17 protein-coding genes and 1 riboswitch are annotated in these 16761 nt (G+C 51.4%); of the genes, 13 read left to right on the top strand and 4 right to left on the bottom strand.

All coding sequences use genetic code 11. The annotated features are described in order from the left end of the window. Positions 1-30: 30 nt before the first annotated feature. A riboswitch (purine riboswitch) is annotated at positions 31-131 on the top strand. Positions 132-277: 146 nt separating this feature from the next. After that, on the top strand, positions 278-847 hold the full coding sequence (locus JNUCC32_RS21630) for a xanthine phosphoribosyltransferase (RefSeq protein WP_009593434.1): 570 nt from the start codon (positions 278-280) through the stop codon (positions 845-847). Between the two features lie 39 nt (positions 848-886). Continuing rightward, the gene (locus tag JNUCC32_RS21625) at positions 887-2248 is read left to right on the top strand and encodes a nucleobase:cation symporter-2 family protein (protein WP_192569800.1); all 1362 of its coding nucleotides are present in this window, start codon (positions 887-889) and stop codon (positions 2246-2248) included. A gap of 127 nt (positions 2249-2375) precedes the next feature. Here JNUCC32_RS21625 and JNUCC32_RS21620 read toward each other — a convergent pair whose 3' ends face one another. The 4 genes from JNUCC32_RS21620 to JNUCC32_RS21605 all read right to left on the bottom strand — a co-directional run bounded on the left by JNUCC32_RS21620 (position 2376) and on the right by JNUCC32_RS21605 (position 6323). Next, entirely contained in the window at positions 2376-2714 is a 339-nt protein-coding gene (locus tag JNUCC32_RS21620; RefSeq protein WP_009593435.1) for a DUF4870 domain-containing protein, read from the bottom strand. 99 nt (positions 2715-2813) lie between these two features. Beyond that, the gene (locus JNUCC32_RS21615; protein ID WP_192569799.1) at positions 2814-4778 is read right to left on the bottom strand and encodes an electron transport protein; all 1965 of its coding nucleotides are present in this window, start codon (positions 4776-4778) and stop codon (positions 2814-2816) included. Positions 4779-4841: 63 nt separating this feature from the next. Next, positions 4842-5120, bottom strand: a complete 279-nt coding sequence (locus tag JNUCC32_RS21610) for a hypothetical protein (RefSeq protein ID WP_009590511.1) — start codon at positions 5118-5120, stop codon at positions 4842-4844. Positions 5121-5285: 165 nt separating this feature from the next. Further along, positions 5286-6323, bottom strand: coding sequence for a serine hydrolase domain-containing protein (locus tag JNUCC32_RS21605; RefSeq protein WP_192569798.1), 1038 nt, complete (start codon positions 6321-6323; stop codon positions 5286-5288). Between the two features lie 378 nt (positions 6324-6701). Here JNUCC32_RS21605 and JNUCC32_RS21600 point away from each other — a divergent pair, with 378 nt between their 5' ends. From JNUCC32_RS21600 to JNUCC32_RS21550, 11 genes are all read left to right on the top strand, one after another. Further along, on the top strand, positions 6702-6890 hold the full coding sequence (locus tag JNUCC32_RS21600) for a hypothetical protein (RefSeq protein ID WP_006208082.1): 189 nt from the start codon (positions 6702-6704) through the stop codon (positions 6888-6890). 266 nt (positions 6891-7156) lie between these two features. Then, positions 7157-7906: a type I methionyl aminopeptidase gene (gene map, locus JNUCC32_RS21595; protein ID WP_192569797.1), complete on the top strand. Its 750-nt coding sequence runs from the start codon at positions 7157-7159 to the stop codon at positions 7904-7906. Positions 7907-8342: 436 nt separating this feature from the next. After that, positions 8343-9392, top strand: a complete 1050-nt coding sequence (coxB, locus tag JNUCC32_RS21590; RefSeq protein ID WP_009590534.1) for a cytochrome c oxidase subunit II — start codon at positions 8343-8345, stop codon at positions 9390-9392. A gap of 83 nt (positions 9393-9475) precedes the next feature. Beyond that, entirely contained in the window at positions 9476-11323 is a 1848-nt protein-coding gene (ctaD, locus tag JNUCC32_RS21585; protein ID WP_374705894.1) for a cytochrome c oxidase subunit I, read from the top strand. After that, entirely contained in the window at positions 11320-11940 is a 621-nt protein-coding gene (locus tag JNUCC32_RS21580) for a cytochrome (ubi)quinol oxidase subunit III (RefSeq protein WP_009590523.1), read from the top strand. The genes ctaD and JNUCC32_RS21580 overlap by 4 nt, the downstream gene beginning before the upstream one ends. A 3-nt stretch (positions 11941-11943) precedes the next feature. Continuing rightward, positions 11944-12267, top strand: a complete 324-nt coding sequence (locus tag JNUCC32_RS21575) for a cytochrome C oxidase subunit IV family protein (protein ID WP_012818913.1) — start codon at positions 11944-11946, stop codon at positions 12265-12267. Positions 12268-12367: 100 nt separating this feature from the next. Then, entirely contained in the window at positions 12368-13276 is a 909-nt protein-coding gene (gene ctaG / locus JNUCC32_RS21570) for a cytochrome c oxidase assembly factor CtaG (protein ID WP_012818914.1), read from the top strand. A gap of 24 nt (positions 13277-13300) precedes the next feature. Further along, positions 13301-13765, top strand: coding sequence for a DUF420 domain-containing protein (locus JNUCC32_RS21565; RefSeq protein ID WP_096777089.1), 465 nt, complete (start codon positions 13301-13303; stop codon positions 13763-13765). Positions 13766-14641: 876 nt separating this feature from the next. Further along, the gene (locus JNUCC32_RS21560) at positions 14642-15367 is read left to right on the top strand and encodes a hypothetical protein (RefSeq protein ID WP_192569796.1); all 726 of its coding nucleotides are present in this window, start codon (positions 14642-14644) and stop codon (positions 15365-15367) included. 74 nt (positions 15368-15441) lie between these two features. Continuing rightward, a complete protein-coding gene (locus JNUCC32_RS21555) occupies positions 15442-15843 on the top strand; it encodes a GntR family transcriptional regulator (protein WP_036664513.1) in 402 nt (133 codons plus the stop codon). A gap of 6 nt (positions 15844-15849) precedes the next feature. Next, positions 15850-16752, top strand: coding sequence for an ABC transporter ATP-binding protein (locus tag JNUCC32_RS21550; RefSeq protein WP_012818918.1), 903 nt, complete (start codon positions 15850-15852; stop codon positions 16750-16752). Positions 16753-16761: the final 9 nt, after the last annotated feature.

Here is a 16761-nt window from a genome sequence, read left to right as displayed (position 1 = left end):
ATAACATTTATACGTAAGCATTCTAAGGAATTCGGATATCATACATTTTCTCGTATAGGTGCAGGAATCGGCCTGCATGTCTCTACCCGATCACCGGAAATGATTGGACTACGGGTTATAGCAGCAGCGGACAAGCCAGGTCAATTCCGTTTGATCGGACGGCTAACGGTGCGTTTTTGCTGCTTATGCCCACTTGTTTCTTTCCCGGCGATTCGGTGAAGGGAGGAAGTGGGCTTTTTTGCTTGGAATGCGGACAACAAATTTAAGGGGGAGCATCATGCAATTACTGCAGAACAAAGTGAAAGAGGAAGGCATTGTATTAAGCGGACAGGTACTGAAGGTGGATTCGTTCCTGAATCACCAGATGGATCCGGTATTGATGAAAGAGGTGGGAAAGGAATTTACGCGATTGTTCAAGGAAGCGAACGTGACTCGCGTATTGACCATCGAATCCTCCGGCATCGCACCGGGCATCATGACCGCGCTTGAGATGGAAGTGCCTCTCATCTTTGCACGGAAGCAGAAATCGCTGACGCTCCGTGAGGATATATTCGTGGAGAAGGTGTACTCCTTCACGAAGCAGGAGACCAACGAAATTACGGTCGCTAAGAAATTCATCAAGCCGGGCGATAAAGTACTGATCGTGGATGACTTCCTTGCCAACGGCGAGGCGGCATTCGGGCTTGCCCGAATCGTCGAGCAGGCGGGTGCCGAAGTGGTGGGCATCGGGATCGTCATTGAAAAGGCGTTTCAACCGGGAGGACGCCTGCTGGCCGAAGCGGGCTACCGGGTAGAATCGCTCGTACGGATTGCATCACTTGAAGACGGCGTAGTGACATTCGCATAGAACGAAAGCTAACAAATTAATGGGGGGAATCAAAAAGCCATGGAACAACAGAAACAAGCGGTGCAAGAGCCGATTTTCGATAAAAATCGGAGTCCGGGCAAAACCTTTTCGCTAGGTTTGCAGCATGTATTGGCAATGTACGCAGGGGCAATCATCGTACCGCTTATCGTCGGTGGTGCACTCGGTTTAACGACGGAGCAGCTGACGTATCTCATCGCCATCGACCTGCTTGCATGCGGGGTCGCAACCCTGCTGCAGGTATTCGGCAACAAGTACTTCGGTATCGGTCTTCCAGTAATGCTTGGCTGCGCGTTCCAGGCGGTAGGGCCGATGATCATTATCGGACAGCAGCACGGCATGTCGGCTATTTATGGAGCGATTATCGCTTCCGGTTTATTTGTCATTCTGTTCTCCGGTTTATTCGGTAAGCTGATTAAGGTATTCCCGCCTGTCGTTACAGGCTCTGTTGTTACGATTATCGGTCTGACGCTGATCCCCGTAGCCTTGAATGACCTTGGCGGCGGTCAGGGCAGTGAGGATTTCGGCAGCGCGCTCAACATTTCCCTTGGTTTCGGCGTTCTTGCCTTCATTATTATCATGAACCGTTTTGCCAAAGGCTTCTTGCGTTCGATCTCCGTTCTTTTGGGTCTCATTCTCGGCACCCTGGTTGCCGCGTTATACGGCGGGGTCGATCTTACCCCATTGCGCGAAGCCGGCTGGTTCCGCGCGCCGCAGCCTTTCTTTTTTGGTACGCCGGAGTTTAAAATCGTTCCGATCATGACGATGATTCTGGTAGCGATCGTCAGCGTTGCCGAATCGACGGGCGTATTTATGGCGCTTGGCAAAATCGTGGATCGCGACATCACCTCCAAGGACTTGTCCCGCGGTTACCGCGCGGAGGGTCTTGCGATTGTGGTAGGCGGTATTTTCAACTCGTTCCCTTATACCACGTACTCCCAAAACGTTGGCTTGATTCAGATGAGCCGCGTGAAGACGCGCGACGTCATCGTAGTGGCAGGCGGTTTGCTTGTATTGATCGGATTCGTGCCGAAGATTGCCGCCATGACGCAGCTTGTGCCGACGTCGGTTCTGGGCGGGGCGATGGTTGCCCTGTTCGGCATGGTGGTTTCTTCCGGCATTCGGATGTTAGGGGATCAAGTAGACCTTAACCGTCATGAGAATCTGTTCATTATCGCGTGTTCCGTTGGTATGGGTCTTGGCGTCACAACCGTGCCGGGCCTGTTCGCCAGCCTGCCCGACAACCTGCGCATTCTTGCCGATAACGGCATCGTGGCCGGCAGCTTGACCGCGATTGTGCTGAATCTGATCTTTAACGGCTTGAAGTATACGAAGCCGACCCGCACTGAGCGAGGTGAGACGACAGAAGGGCACGCAGCTTAAGATGATCTTCGAAAGCAGCCGGATCAGTTCCGGCTGCTTTTTTTGATCCTGTTCGGCCTTGGACTAATCCCAAAAAAACGGCTCCTCCCAATCATGGGAGGAAGCCGTTTTTTTGCATGACCTAGCTTTAGATGCGCTGCATTTGTTTCTCCGCAAAATTGCCGATCCATGGCAGCTTGAACCATTTTCCTTGAATGGCGTTAAACATAAGCACCAGCCACATCAGCACGCCGACCAGCGCCAGGAGGGCGGAGGCCAGAAGGCCGATGATGGGCACCGCGCTCGACAGCAGGTGGGCGACGGCCAGAAGGCCGAAGGCCAGCAAGGACTGCAGCGCATGGAATATGACATATCGGCTTCTCTTTTCTAATGAAAGAAACAGAATTCCTCCGACCATGGGAAGAAGATAGCACAGCGTCGCGGCCAGATTCTCGGGAAGTCCTGTGGACGATTTGAAAGGGGACATCTCATCAACTCCTTGTCTTAGACCGGTTCTGGGGTAGGGCAAGCTATATACCTTACCTTATGAGCCGATGGGACAAAGTATGATGGTTATATCCCGGACTTATTTCATTTTCAATTGGAGCAGATATTTGACGAGCGCATCCTGCTGCTCCTGCGTGAACCCGCTGCTTTCGTCGACCCAATACTCATGTCCCTGACCGGTGACGTGGGTGTCCCTGAGTCTCGAATCCTTGCGGTTCGCCTCAACGACCCGCAGTCTCAGCTTGCGGTCGATCAGGGCTTTCAGGCTGTTGTAGGGATCCGGGTGAATGCCCTTCATAAGCGTTGCCGGCACTCCGGCTTGCGACAGCTCCGGCCCGACCGCGACGCCCCCGTCGTGCAAATACGGTGCCGACCAGCGGAGGCCGATCAATCCTTTGACCTTATAACCGCCGCCCGATTTATGGCCGAAGCCCAGCTGAATCTGCTCCGGATCTATTCCATCCAGCGGGACTTTAGTCGCCTTGGCGTCCGGAGGAATCGGGACAGGCGTGTCGGGCGGGTAGAACTCCGCCTCGCCAAAAGCGTTCTGCGTAAAATGGAAGGCCTTCGCCCTTGCAGGCTCGGTGCCGATTTCTGCCGCACGCAGAATGCGGTTGTTGGTAAAATAGTCGCCTGCGTGGCAAGTGATGCACTGCGCTTTTTTGAAAACTTCCGCCCCGAGGCTGAGGGTCTTGGCATCGGAAGTTTCAGCCTTATCGGTTTCAGGCGGACGGACGGTATTCTGATAAGCGGACATGGCATTAACCTGCTCCCCGGCCTTAAAACCCGGCGAACTGATATACAGCCCGTTCGGCGCTATGGCCGAAACCTTGGGGAAGTTCGGAATCTTGATGACCTCATTAACGCCGGGGGTTCCGGGATTCGGGTCAAGACGGTCGAAGAATTCGGTCGGCTTCAGCCCGCTGCTTGGATCATAGCGGAACTTGCGATGGGCCGCATTTTGCAGGATGGTGCCCACATAAATCTCTTTGTCGATCCCCATTAGCGGCTCGCTGACCTCGGTTTGGCTCAAGGTATCCGTATTTTGGGCGTGAACATTGTTGCTGAAGGTGCTGAGTCCTTTGAAGGGACCCGCGATGGCGAAGCCGCTCCAGCTGTACGGATGGTCGCCCTTTGTAAACATATCGGGAATTTGGGTCACGTCGCTGACCTTATCGACGGTGGTATCGAAATTGCCGGGCGCCCATTTGATCAGATTGTCGTCAACGGCTTTTTCCAGCAGGGCGGGATCCGGGAGGGCTTCGGCTTGCCCTTTGGAATTTATGACGGTACGCTGCCCGTTCTTGACATAATCCACGAGGTTCGCAACGTCCGTGTGGGTGAAATACGCTGCGCTATTCGGGGCCAACGCCAGCATTAAACCGAGGTTCAGATCGGAATTGGGCGCGCCCTCCACGACCCTTCCCGTATCACGGTTCACGGTGGCATGGCAGGCCATGCAGCTAACGCCGATTCGGGTTTTGCCTTCGGCATATTTGAACGTTACGCCAATGGGGGAATAGGCTCCTTTGGCTACGTCAAAGCCGGTATCGATTTTATCCCCCTTGCGGAAAGTTTTGCCGCCGATGGTCACATGCTGATCAAGCTCGACGCGCAAATTGGTGGTTCCCCGTCCTTTCAGCTCGGCAAGGGCTTTAGCAACGTTTTTGAGCTTCATCGGACCGTCGACGATTCCCAAAATATCGGTCAAGAACACCTCATTGCCAAAGGATTCCTCATACATCGTGCGGCGCCCCAGGGCAAGCAGCTCTTTGTTTACCTCAACTGCGCCATTGGCCGCTGTCAAACGGGGGTGCTGATCCTGCAAAGCGGTTCCCGGGACCGTAAGCGTCTTGCCCCACAGGTCATACTGGCGAATGACATCGGTTTGCCGGACTTGGATTTGCGTGGAATTGGAATTTTCCAATTTATGCGCAGGCGGTACATAGGCATACTCCGGTTCCACGACATTAGCTATGAGCCATAAGGCTGCCGCGATGGCGATCGGGATCAGCCACAGCAGAAGCCGCTTCGATTTTCGCATATCAAATCACCCTTTTATTAGCAGGTCTGATGAATCATCTCTTCGCTGCCGTATGCAAGGGCTTTAATCTACTTCCACGTCATGGCGGAGCGGAGATTCGGCATTCACCTGTTTATCCGGACCTTTTTCTTTCGGAACCAGACGCTCGTCTGTTCTGCCTTGATGGTGGTTGTCGAAGTCATACTCCGCCAGCCGCCACTCCGTGGAGCCCATCTGCGGATCGAACGGGAATTCCTCTCCTCGCTTCAGGTATTCCTCCCGTCCCCATTCATTCGTGTACGTTCCGTCCACGTCAACCCCTTCTCTCGAAATCGGGTGAAGATTCTTGTCTTTACCGGACATGTCGCATGCTCCTCTCAGCTTGATTTTAAGAAATGATTCATATGGCATAAAGTAACCAGAAAGAGTGGGGACTATCCGCCGAAATTTGCATGTTAGCCAGTGAATGGGCTTGGAAAAGGCACAAACGCTTCTTGCGAAGAAAGAACGAGGTTTGCGATTTGCCAGCTACTCGGCGGAAGCCGCTGCGGATTTCAGGGTCTCGAGGATATGGCGTTCCAGCAGTACCCGCGGGTTCTTCCAGCGGCTGACCTTACTGTCTGCTGTAAATACGATGACCGCATCCAACTGGGGAAAAAGGTAGATTTGCTGTCCTCCATGGCCGTGGGCGAGCGCATAAACCGATCCGTTCTGAATGCCGGTCCACCATTGGAACCCGTAATCGCCGAAAGCCGGATAGCCTTTCACCTTCGGAGTGAGCGCTTGCTTAAGCCAGGTTTCAGGAATGACGGGCTTGCCTTGCCACTGTCCCCCGTCCAGGCAGCATTGACCGAATTTGGCCATGTCGCGGGAGGTAAGATACAGGCCGATATGACCCATGCTGTGTCCCTCGGGGCTCGGGGACCAGGCGGCATGGCGAATGCCGAGCGGCTCGAACAGATATTTCCGGGCATAGGTGTAGGCGTCCATTCCCGTGGCCTCGCTAATCGCAACGGAGAGCAGGTGGGAATCGGTGCTCCGGTATTGGAATCGGCCCATTTCCTGTTCGACGACAGGGAGGGATAGGGCGAAGCTCGTCCATTTCCGGTTGCGGTGGAAACGGTGGATGAGTGGTTCCCCGAGCTTTTTACCGGTTTGCCACGCAAAGCCCGAGGTCATCGTCAGCAGATGATGAAGGGACACGTGGCGCAATAACGGATGAGCTCGCTGGGGAACGTATCGCTGAAAGATATCGGTCACGGAGGCTTTCAGGTCAGGCAGCTCCCCGCGTGAGAGGGCGATGCCGCAAAGCGCAGACGTAAAACTCTTGGTGGCCGACCTTAAATCATTCAGCGAGGATATGCCGTGGCCGCCGTAATAGCGTTCGTAGATAAGTTTGCCGGCATGAAGGAGGAGAAAGCTCCGCATTTTCGGATATTGCTTCTGTATGATCAGGTCTACCCGATCGAGCGCGTCGCGCCGAAGGCCTGCGTCTTCAGGCTCCGCAACGGGAATAGGCGGGCTTGAGGCAACGGGGGAATGCAGGATAGTCTGTGACTTCACCATGATATAACGGCCTCCTTGTATCTCATCTTCTCAAATCTTTGATTCAGGTGACGGCATTCGCCGCTTGCAGCCGGCAGGATCGCTTAAAAGTATCTTAACCAATTCTGTGCGCAACCGATGACGCGGCGAAAAAACATAGTACAGAAAAACAATTTTTGGGAAAGATGAAACAAACAGAGGAATATGATATAATATATTAATGATTCAGTTGCATGCTGTTAGGGTATGTATAGTGTCAGGTGCATTGGTAAGTTGCTGAATATCAACCTAATGGTCACCGTAAGAACTGCAATATGGCTTCAACTTAATGAGGTAGATCTTTTCGGCATTCTCTTTAAACGGAGTAATTTATTCCACACGTTTTGGGAGGGATCCATCATGGCAACGAAAGGTCACAATGAGGTTAAGGAAAGTCTGCGGGAAATGACACGAATTTTCCGGCCTAAAGATCCGAAAAAATTTGTAAAGGAGTATGTCCGGAAGTACCATATTATGGGGGGCTACGAAGAAGAGCTTACTCTTGTTGTTGAGCATGAACTTGGCAAGCTGAATTCCTCCGTTTCGTAACCTGTAACAGCACCTGGTCTATAGAAATATCACAGACGCATCGCATCTTCACCTTGTTAACGACTAATGACATGAACCATTTTAGCGCCTATGGTTAAACCGTTTTTGGGACAAATGTCCCGAAAGCGGTTTTTTTGCGTTTAGCCATTTTTCAATCATGGTGTCTTCGTGTTACGCGGAAAGTCTGCTTCCCGGGGCATTTTGCATCGGTCCCTACATATATTGTTAGCAATCGATCCGATAAGGATATAAGGGAGTGGGCAGATGTGAGGATACAGCTTAGACGGAAGGAAGAGATCGGACATATCCGCGAGGCCGGGCGCATATTGGCCGCCTGTCACCGTGAAATAGCGAAAGTCATCAAACCGGGGATCACGACCGGCGAGATCGATGCCAGGGTCGAGAAGTTTCTGGAGAAGAATGGGGCCTTCCCCGAGCAAAAAGGATACAAAGGTTTTCCTTACGCGACTTGCGCATCGGTCAACGAGGTGGTGTGCCATGGATTTCCCGACCAGCGGCCGCTGCAATCCGGGGATGTCGTCACCATTGATATGGTGGTCAACAAGAACGGCTGGCTGGCCGACTCGGGCTGGACTTATGCGGTGGATCAGGTTTCCCCGGAAGTAAGGCAGCTGATGAAGCATACGCACGAAGCTCTGTTTAAAGGGATCGAGGCCGCGCGGCACGGCGCAACCTTGGGTGACGTCGGCCATGCGATCGAAAGGGTTGCCGAGAGGGAAGGCTACGGGATCGTCAAACCGCTTGTCGGTCATGGCATCGGCCGCGCCATCCACGAGCCGCCCGATGTGCCGAACTATGGAAATCCCGGAAGGGGCCTCAAACTCAAAGCAGGCATGGTCATTACCATCGAACCGGTATTTACCCTGGGCCGTTCAGGGGCGGTGTTCTGGGGGGATGACGGCTGGACCATCTCCAGCGCGGATGGATCGGTGGGCGTCCAGTATGAGCATACGATTGCCATTACGCGTGGAGATGCTGTTATTCTGACGGATTAAGATGCCGAAAATATACCATAATAATAGGAGGCGTTCTTTGCAGGGCCGGTTGTGGCTTTCGAGGAACACCTCCTTCATCATGTTTGTTAGGGTCGAAAGGGGGGAGGGCTGCATACAGATTCAAAAAGGCGGAAATGACTGTATATATAGCTATGAAGGCTGTCGTTGACGGGATGTGAAGAATGTCGAATGAGGGGTCGCGGGGTGGAAGGTGCGCTTTGAAAGCGATTGCAAAATCAGTAACGGCGCGACTTTGACGACTTTTCGAACAATTTGTGAACTCCCTGTGAATGATTGACAAAAGCAACCCATGAACTTATATTTAATAAGTGATTGCTTTAATTGACAGGATTACTTCATCCGTGATTGTGCAGGTAGATTACCGCTGTTTGCGCCGGATGGTAGTCTACGAAAATCGGAAAAGTGGGGTAGATCAATGATGAAACGGTGGCAGGCTGTAAAGCGTCTTCTTCCTTTGATGGCCATGTTTGCTTTGGTGTTATCCGGCTGCGGCCGAGAGGATTTGTCGGTCTTAAGACCACAAGGTCCGGTAGCACAAGGTCAACTGGATTTAATTAAGCTCTCCATTTCGATTATGATCGTCGTAATGGTTGTGGTATTTGGAATTGCCGCATACGTGCTTGTTAAATTCCGTAGAAAAAAGGGACAAGATGAAATTCCTGAGCAAGTGGAAGGTAACCATAAGCTTGAGATCATTTGGACGGCGATTCCGCTGCTCTTGGTGCTCGTGCTTGCAGTTCCTACTATTCAAAAGGTATTTGCTTACGGAGAGAACGACTGGAACAATCCAGATGCAGTTAAGGTGGAAGTTACTTCTCACCAGTTCTGGTGGGAGTTCAATTATCCAGACTACGGCGTAAGAACGGCTCAAGAGCTGGTTGTTCCCGTAGGCAAGAAGATTGCATTCCAATTAAAAACGAATGATGTGCTTCACTCCTTCTGGGTACCATCGCTCGGCGGCAAGATGGATACAAACACGGAAGGCAGCGTTAACTACATGACTCTGGTTGCTGACAAAGCGGATACATACATTGGTAAATGCGCGGAGTTGTGCGGTCCTTCCCACGGTTTCATGGAATTCCGGGTGAAAGCGGTTGACGATGCGGCATTTGACAAATGGGTGGCGGCATTCAAAGAGCCAGCCGTGCTTCCTGCGGATGCGGCACTCGCCGAGAAATTCAAGACCAACTGTCTTTCCTGCCACGCTGTGGGCGACCAAGGCGGAGCGATGGGTCCTAACCTGACCGGCATTGGATCCCGTGAGACGATTGCGAGTATCTTGCTGAACGACATAAGCGGCAAACCAGGCACTAAGCCGACGAAAGACAACCTGGTGGAATGGCTGATGGAGCCTCAGGCTGTAAAACCTGGCAACACGATGCCTAATCCGAAGGATCTCGGCTTCAGTGACGAAGAAATCGAGCAGATTGCCGATTACTTGGCCAATTATAAGTTGGATTATTAATACAGCAAGAACTTTAAAAGGGGGTACAAACCTTGGCTCACGCTCATGCTTCTAGCCATAGCGTCAAACGCTACACGGGGATCATGGATTGGCTGACAACCGTCGACCACAAGAAAATCGGTATATTATACCTGATCGCGGGTGGTTTCTTCTTCGGGATAGGCGGTATCGAAGCGATTCTGATTCGCTTGCAGCTGATCAAGCCGATGAACGATCTGGTATCGGCTCAAGTATTTAACGAATTGATTACAATGCACGGAACGACGATGATCTTCCTTGGCGTAATGCCAGTTATCTTCGCCTTGATGAACGCGGTCATCCCGCTTCAGATCGGCGCGCGCGACGTCGCGTTTCCGTTTCTGAACTCGCTCGGATTTTGGACGTTCTTGTTCGGTGGACTTTTGCTTAACCTGAGCTGGATTATGGGCGGCGCGCCTGATGCGGGCTGGACGTCCTATACGCCGCTCTCCACCAACGACTATTCGTCCACGCACGGCGTAGACTTTTACACGATAGGACTTCAGATTGCAGGTCTCGGTACGTTGATCGGTGGTATCAACTTCCTGGCTACCATCATTACGATGCGTGCGCCTGGCATGTCCTTCATGAGAATGCCGATGTTTACATGGACGGCGTTCATCACTTCGGCCATGATTCTGTTCGCATTCCCTGCCATTACGGTAGGTCTCGTATTGCTCAGCTTTGACCGTTTGCTCGGTGCCAATTTCTTTGATGTTGCGGCAGGCGGAAGCCCTGTATTGTGGCAGCATATTTTCTGGATTTTCGGTCACCCTGAAGTTTACATTCTGATTTTGCCGGCGTTCGGTATTATCTCAGAAGTTATCCCTACATTCTCCCGTAAACGTTTGTTCGGATACAGCTCCATGGTATTTGCAACCATCCTGATCGCCTTCTTGGGCTTCATGGTTTGGGCTCACCATATGTTTACGACAGGTCTTGGACCTGTAGCGAATGCGCTCTTCTCCATCGCAACGATGCTGATCGCCGTTCCTACCGGTATCAAAATCTTTAACTGGCTCTTCACGATGTGGGGCGGCCAAATCCGCTTCACCAGCGCAAACCTGTTTGCGATCGGTTTCGTACCGACCTTCGTAATGGGTGGGGTTACCGGCGTCATGCTGGCTTCTGCTCCTGCAGACTTCCAGTTCCATGACACGTACTTCGTTGTAGCTCACTTCCACTACGTTATCGTTGGTGGTCTGGTATTCGGTCTGTTTGCCGGCCTTCACTACTGGTGGCCAAAAATGTTCGGCCGTATGCTGAACGAAACGTTGGGCAAATGGACGTTCTGGTTGTTTGCCATCGGCTTCCACATGACATTCTTCGTACAGCATTTCCTTGGATTGCTAGGTATGCAGCGGCGGATTGTCTCGTACTTGCCGAACCAGAATTTCGACGAACTTAACTTCATCAGTACCATCGGTGCAATCTTGATGGGGATCGGCGTATTGCTCTTCTTGGCTAACATTGCCGTCACTACAAGAAAACCGGTTGGCGTTGCAGCGGATCCATGGGAAGATGGACGCACGCTCGAGTGGAGCATTCCTTCTCCACCGCCAGAGTACAACTTTAAGCAAATTCCGCTCGTTCGCGGCATTGACGCTTACTGGAAAGAGAAGATGGCAGGCAATAAAGAGATGACACCATCCGAGCCGGTTGGTCCGATCCATATGCCTTCGCCAAGCATCCTTCCGTTTGTGATGTCACTGGGTCTGTTTATCGCGGGTCTTGGTTTCATGTTTAGCACGGAAGACTTCTCGAATTCGTTCATGAGCTTAATCTTCAATAAATATATCGTTCTGATTGTTGGTCTTCTGATTACGTTCGCGGCAATGATCGCTCGTTCCCTGTACGATGATCATGGATATCACATCGAAGTTGAAGAACTGGAAGGGGAGGGGAAAGCATGAGTCACGCTGAACATGTAAACGGCGAACTTCCTCACGAGCCCGAGAAGGCAACACTCGAAGGCCGTAATAAGGTTCTTGGTTTCTGGCTCTTCCTCGGTGGAGAGGCCGTGCTCTTCGGTACGTTGTTTGCAACGTTCCTGGCGCTTCGCGGCCAGAACAACGAAGGTCCAACTGCTGCTGAGCTGTTCTCACTGCCGATCACGGCAGCAGCAACGCTGATATTGCTTGTCAGTTCCTTGACCAGCGTGTTCGCCATTCAGGCGCTGCACCGTCATAATATCGAGAAGCTGAAGCTGTGGCTGATCGTGACCGTTGTCCTGGGTCTTGGATTCCTTGGCCTTGAGATTTATGAATTCTATGAATATGTTGTGCATGAATCGTTTAACATGAAGACGAGTGCATTCTCGTCTGCATTCTATACGCTGGTTGGCTTCCACGGCGCCCACGTTGCTTTCGGGGTCGTGTGGATCAGCCTGTTGATTGCTCAGCTGTACAGAAAAGGGTTAACCGTGGTTACAGCACCTAAGGTTTATGTGTCTGCTATGTACTGGCACTTTATCGACGTTGTATGGGTGTTCATCTTCTCGGTCGTATACCTTCTTGGAAAGGTGGGCTAAGGAATGACTGCGAATCAACAATCCAATGAGGGGCCTACTGTGAAACACCGCCATCGTGTGGAAGGTCCTGAGAAACACATTGTCGTCTTTATTTTCTCCATCGTCTTGACTGCGATTGCTTTTGCGGCTGTCGCAGCCGGAGGCATCAACACAGCATTTACGATCATCCTTTTGCTGGTTATGGCTGTGTTGCAGGTGTTCGTGCAAATGGGTTACTGGATGCACTTGAAGGACAAAGGGCATCTGATGCCAATCCTGTTCATGATTGGCGGCTTCTTCGTAGCTAGTACCTGTATTGTCATGGCACTGTTCTGGGTTTGGTGGTAAAATGAAAAAGAGGTGGGCTACTTCAGCCCCCTCTTTTTTTAAGTCGTAGGAAGGTGTCACAATTTCGACAGAATTTAACCCGTTTAGGGGAGGTTTTTGCATGCTGGGCTTAGAATATTTTAGTTTTGCAGATAAATGGAGTCCCTTGTTCCTGGCATTTATGCTGCTCGTTACGGCAGGCTACTTCCTGTTGACCGGGCCGCTAAGCAGTCGCTTTGAAGGGAGTGCTCCGGTTTCCGCAGGAAGGAAAACACTGTTTGTAGGCGGTATGCTAACGTTCTATCTCGCACAAGGTGGACCTATTGAACTGCTCGGGCATACAATGTTCTCGTTTCATATGGTCAGTATGGCCATGTCCTATCTAATGGCAGTGCCGCTCTTGATTCTGGGTATTCCTGTTTGGATGTGGCGCGCCTTCGACAAGGTCAATCCGTTTAAGAAGCTCGGTTTCCTTGCGCGTCCGATTGTTGCCGCGGTTCTGTTTAACGGCTTGTTTTCGTTTTATCACATCCCGGTCATCCATGACTTTGTCATGTTAAACTTCTGGGTGCACCGTCTGTATTACTTGATCCTGTTTATCGCCTCGCTGCTGATGTGGTGGGCCATCATTAAACCGATTCCGGAGAAGGACAAGTCGTCAGGGCTTATGAAGATGGGATACATCTTTCTGAACATGGTCTTGCTGACACCGGCATGCGGGCTCATTATTTTCTCAAGCGAACCGATGTACGCAACTTATAGCGATCCAGTGGTATGGGCGAAGGCGATGGGCTATTGCGTTGCCGGCGATACCTCCGCGTTGCTCAGCCAGTTCGGCGGGCCGGAGTTCTTCGGCTACCTGGAGCCCGCGATTGACCAGCGAGTGGGCGGGATCATCATGAAGTTTTTCCAGGAAATCATTTTTGCCTCGATGCTGGCCTATGTGTTCTTTCACTGGTACAAACGAGAAAATCAGGAAGACGATCCTTTGCCTGGCGAGATTCCTCCAGGTAAACTCAATCAGGCGTAACAGGATTATTGAAGGGGGATCCATATGGATTGGTTTTTTATATTTCCCACGGTCAGTACAACGTTCATCGTCATCAGCGCCGTGCTGGTGGCGATTGGCTGGGGACTTATCATTAAAGGGAAGCGCGAGGCCCACAAGAAAGTGATGATCTGGGCGGCCATCGCAGCCGTCATCTTCTTTATCATCTATTCCTCGCGCACCGTATTCATCGGCAACACGTCATGGGGCGGACCTGATGACCTGAAGCCGTATTACCAGGTATTCCTGATCTTCCACATTGTACTGGCTACCGTAGCCGCTGTGTTCGGGATCACGACGCTGGTCCTCGGCTTCAAGGAGAAGTTCTCCAAGCACCGCAAGTGGGGCAAGGTTACGTCGATCATCTGGTTCTTTACGGCCATCACCGGCGTAGCCGTGTATACCTTGTTGTACCTGTTGTACCCGGGCGGGCATACCCAGCCTGTATGGAAAGTCATATTTGGAATGTAATTGGAGGTGAACACCCGTCAGAGAAATCTGGCGGGTGTTTTTTGTTTTGGCGGCTCAAATGTGGGCAGAGGAGGGGGAGTGTATCCGTTCCGGTCGCTGTTGAAACCAGGAAACTGGGATGAGATGAAGTGGTTGTTTCCCGGTTTCAAAGGCGAACGCCAGGTCTCCTCCACGGCTGCACTCCCCTGGTGCAGGGATGTCCTTGAGAGAGCCGCAGCAGGGAAGGGAACACCCGATGGTTATCACAGCCGGGTGTATTGTGTGGGCAGATGGGGGAGTGTATCCGTTCCGGTCGCTGTTGAAACCAGGAAACTTAGGATGAGATGAAGAGGTGGTTTCCCGGTTTCAAAGGCGAACGCCAGGTCTCCTCCACGGCTACACTCCCCTGGTGCAGGGATGTCCTTGAGAGAGCCGCAGCAGGGAAGGGAACACCCGATGGTTATCACAGCCGGGTGTATTGTGAGGGAATTGGAGGGGAGTGTATCCATTCCGGTCGCTGTTGATACCAGGAAACTAGGATGAGATGAAAGGGGAGTTTCCCGGTTTCAAAGGCGAACGCCAGGTCTCCTCCACGGCTGCACTCCCTTGAGCAGGGAAGCTGTTGATTGAGCCGCAGCAGGGAAGTGAACACCCGATGGTTATCTCAGCCGGTGTGTATTGTGTGGGCAGAGGAGGGGGAGTGTATCCATTCCGGTCGCTGTTGAAATCAGGATAATCATAAAATTTTACAAATTCTATTGACACTGTTTATATGCACACTATATACTGTGTATAAAGATATACACAGTGAGCACAGTAATCACACTAAGCACAGTGAGATCAGACTGCGATAATAAAACGAAATGAATACATGAAGGAATGAAAGGGTGAGACGCATTGCAACAGGTTATCCATAATGCGATGAAGATCGTAAAGAAAGACTTCGCAAGCGATAAGCTCCAAATCATATGGAACATACTGTTCATGCTGTATATGGGGTTCGCCACGAGCGTCGTCATAAACGTTCAGTTCGAGCATCTAGACGAATACAATAACCCGTTTGTCGATTTTATCATGGTGCTTTTTGCTCCTTTTGTAGGATTTTTATTTAACCGGAAGTCCTTCAAATATTTGAACGAGGATTCATACACCCGAATGCTGTACTTCTACCGGAGCATACCGGTGCCGGCTTCCGCGATTTTTGTTAGTCGGATCATTAATTCCCTGATCGCTTTTGCCATCAACAGCATCGTGTTTTACGGAATCATCTATGCTATCGGGAATCACCTTAGAGGCGTGATGGATATTCCAAGCTATATCGCCTTTATGCTGACATGGGTCGGGGTTGGATTTTTATTAACGGGACCTTATATCTACTGGGAAAATATGTGCAGCGGCAAGGTGTATCTAAGGAATACCGTTCTTATGAGTCTGCTCCTTTCGGGATTGATCGCTGTACTGAGCCTGTTGGGTTACAGCATATTCGAATTCGCAGCGAACGCCGCCATGAAATGGAGCCTGTTATCTCCGGTGATGTGGGGTTCGCTGATTGTAGGATTGGCGTCCATGCTGCTTATGAGCAAGTTAACCTACACGCGGCAGCAGACCAGGGATTTATCATGAAGGACCTAAAGATGAATCCGTACGGTATGCAATGGCACGGGCTTATGCACAAAAGAAAAGCGAGGTGGTAAAAGGTGCGACTTCTGATACAGATCAATGAAAATAGCGCAGAGCCTTTATATCACCAGATTGAAACACAGCTGCGCTCGCTCATTATTAGCGGTCAAATCGAGGAGGGAACGTTATTGCCATCCATTAGGGAATTTGCCGGAGATCTGAAGTGTAGCGTCATTACGGTGCGCAGGGTGTATCAGGATCTTGAGAATGAAGGATTGCTGCGAACGAGGCAAGGCACGGGAACCTTTGTTGCCGGCGTCGGCGACCAAGCCCGAGAACAATATAAACGCGATGCGGTCATTGAGGCATTAAGGGATGCCGTAGATAAAGGGCTTGCCGTTCAATTCAATGAAGATGAGATGAAAGAGATGTTCATGGAAGTTGTCCGGGAAAAATATGACGCCAAAGGAGGTCGCTAACATTCCATGGAACCGCATGTTATTGAGTTTCGTAATGTCATTAAACGGCGAAGAACGAAAACCATCGGCCCGATCCAATTATCGATTCCTCAAGGATATATCGTTGCCCTGGTGGGACCTAACGGCTCGGGAAAAAGCACGCTGCTGAACATGATGATGCAGACCGTGTTTCCGGACGAAGGCGAAATCACCTGGTTCGGCGAGTCTTACCGGGGAGAGCTTCCGGTCTCGATCCGTAAACAGATGGGCTTCGTTCCTGAACAGCTAAGCATAGAAGAACAGCATATGACGGTGGATGAAGCGGCCAGCTTCCGCGCATCCTGGTATGACGATTGGGACGGTTATTTTTTCGATGAGCTTTTATCCCGGTTCGATGTCCCGCGGGGCGTCAAACTGCGCAAGATGTCCAAGGGGGAACGCCGCAAGTTCGAGATCGCCGCTGCGCTGGCGCCAAGGCCCAAGTTCCTGCTGCTGGATGAACCTTCCTCGGGCCTGGATCCATTCGCTTGGAAGCTGATGATCGATCAGCTGCACAAAGTGATGAAGTCCATGGATACGACCATCGTGCTCTCCACCCATGTGGTGGATGAAATCCGGCGTCTGGCGGACTATGTCATTCTCATCCATCACGGGAAGATGCTCGGCATGGTGGAGAAGGATTCGCTGCTGGACAACTGGAGGGAATGCTGGATTCAGGGAGATGCCTCCATTGTAAAGGAGCTGCCGGGTATTCTGAGCTTCAAGCAAGAGACAGCGAGCACGATATCTTTTATAACGACGGAATGCTTGGAAGTGGAGAAGATCCTGCAGTCTGCAGGCATCCCGTTTATTCAGACCCGTTCCTTGGAGCTGGATGAAGTGCTTCGATTATGGATTGACGGAAACATGCCTGCCAATGTGCAGAACTAGGATAGAGAG

Origin of the sequence: Paenibacillus sp. JNUCC32, assembly GCF_014863545.1 — a bacterium.
Lineage (GTDB): Bacteria > Bacillota > Bacilli > Paenibacillales > Paenibacillaceae > Paenibacillus_AQ > Paenibacillus_AQ lautus_A.
Note: the sequence above shows the minus strand (reverse complement) of the source record. Positions and strands in the feature narration are given on the sequence as shown.

Bases quoted from the DNA above. Each gene is read 5' to 3' on its own strand.
- JNUCC32_RS21620 (WP_009593435.1), bottom strand. From the start codon at position 2,714: ATGTCCCCTTTCAAATCGTCCACAGGACTTCCCGAGAATCTGGCCGCG.
- JNUCC32_RS21575 (WP_012818913.1), top strand. From the start codon at position 11,944: ATGACTGCGAATCAACAATCCAATGAGGGGCCTACTGTGAAACACCGC.
- JNUCC32_RS21605 (WP_192569798.1), bottom strand. From the start codon at position 6,323: ATGGTGAAGTCACAGACTATCCTGCATTCCCCCGTTGCCTCAAGCCCG.
- JNUCC32_RS21615 (WP_192569799.1), bottom strand. From the start codon at position 4,778: ATGCGAAAATCGAAGCGGCTTCTGCTGTGGCTGATCCCGATCGCCATC.
- ctaD (WP_374705894.1), top strand. From the start codon at position 9,476: ATGGATTGGCTGACAACCGTCGACCACAAGAAAATCGGTATATTATAC.
- JNUCC32_RS21610 (WP_009590511.1), bottom strand. From the start codon at position 5,120: ATGTCCGGTAAAGACAAGAATCTTCACCCGATTTCGAGAGAAGGGGTT.
- JNUCC32_RS21630 (WP_009593434.1), top strand. From the start codon at position 278: ATGCAATTACTGCAGAACAAAGTGAAAGAGGAAGGCATTGTATTAAGC.
- JNUCC32_RS21550 (WP_012818918.1), top strand. From the start codon at position 15,850: ATGGAACCGCATGTTATTGAGTTTCGTAATGTCATTAAACGGCGAAGA.
- JNUCC32_RS21565 (WP_096777089.1), top strand. From the start codon at position 13,301: ATGGATTGGTTTTTTATATTTCCCACGGTCAGTACAACGTTCATCGTC.
- JNUCC32_RS21600 (WP_006208082.1), top strand. From the start codon at position 6,702: ATGGCAACGAAAGGTCACAATGAGGTTAAGGAAAGTCTGCGGGAAATG.
- ctaG (WP_012818914.1), top strand. From the start codon at position 12,368: ATGCTGGGCTTAGAATATTTTAGTTTTGCAGATAAATGGAGTCCCTTG.
- JNUCC32_RS21580 (WP_009590523.1), top strand. From the start codon at position 11,320: ATGAGTCACGCTGAACATGTAAACGGCGAACTTCCTCACGAGCCCGAG.
- coxB (WP_009590534.1), top strand. From the start codon at position 8,343: ATGATGAAACGGTGGCAGGCTGTAAAGCGTCTTCTTCCTTTGATGGCC.
- JNUCC32_RS21625 (WP_192569800.1), top strand. From the start codon at position 887: ATGGAACAACAGAAACAAGCGGTGCAAGAGCCGATTTTCGATAAAAAT.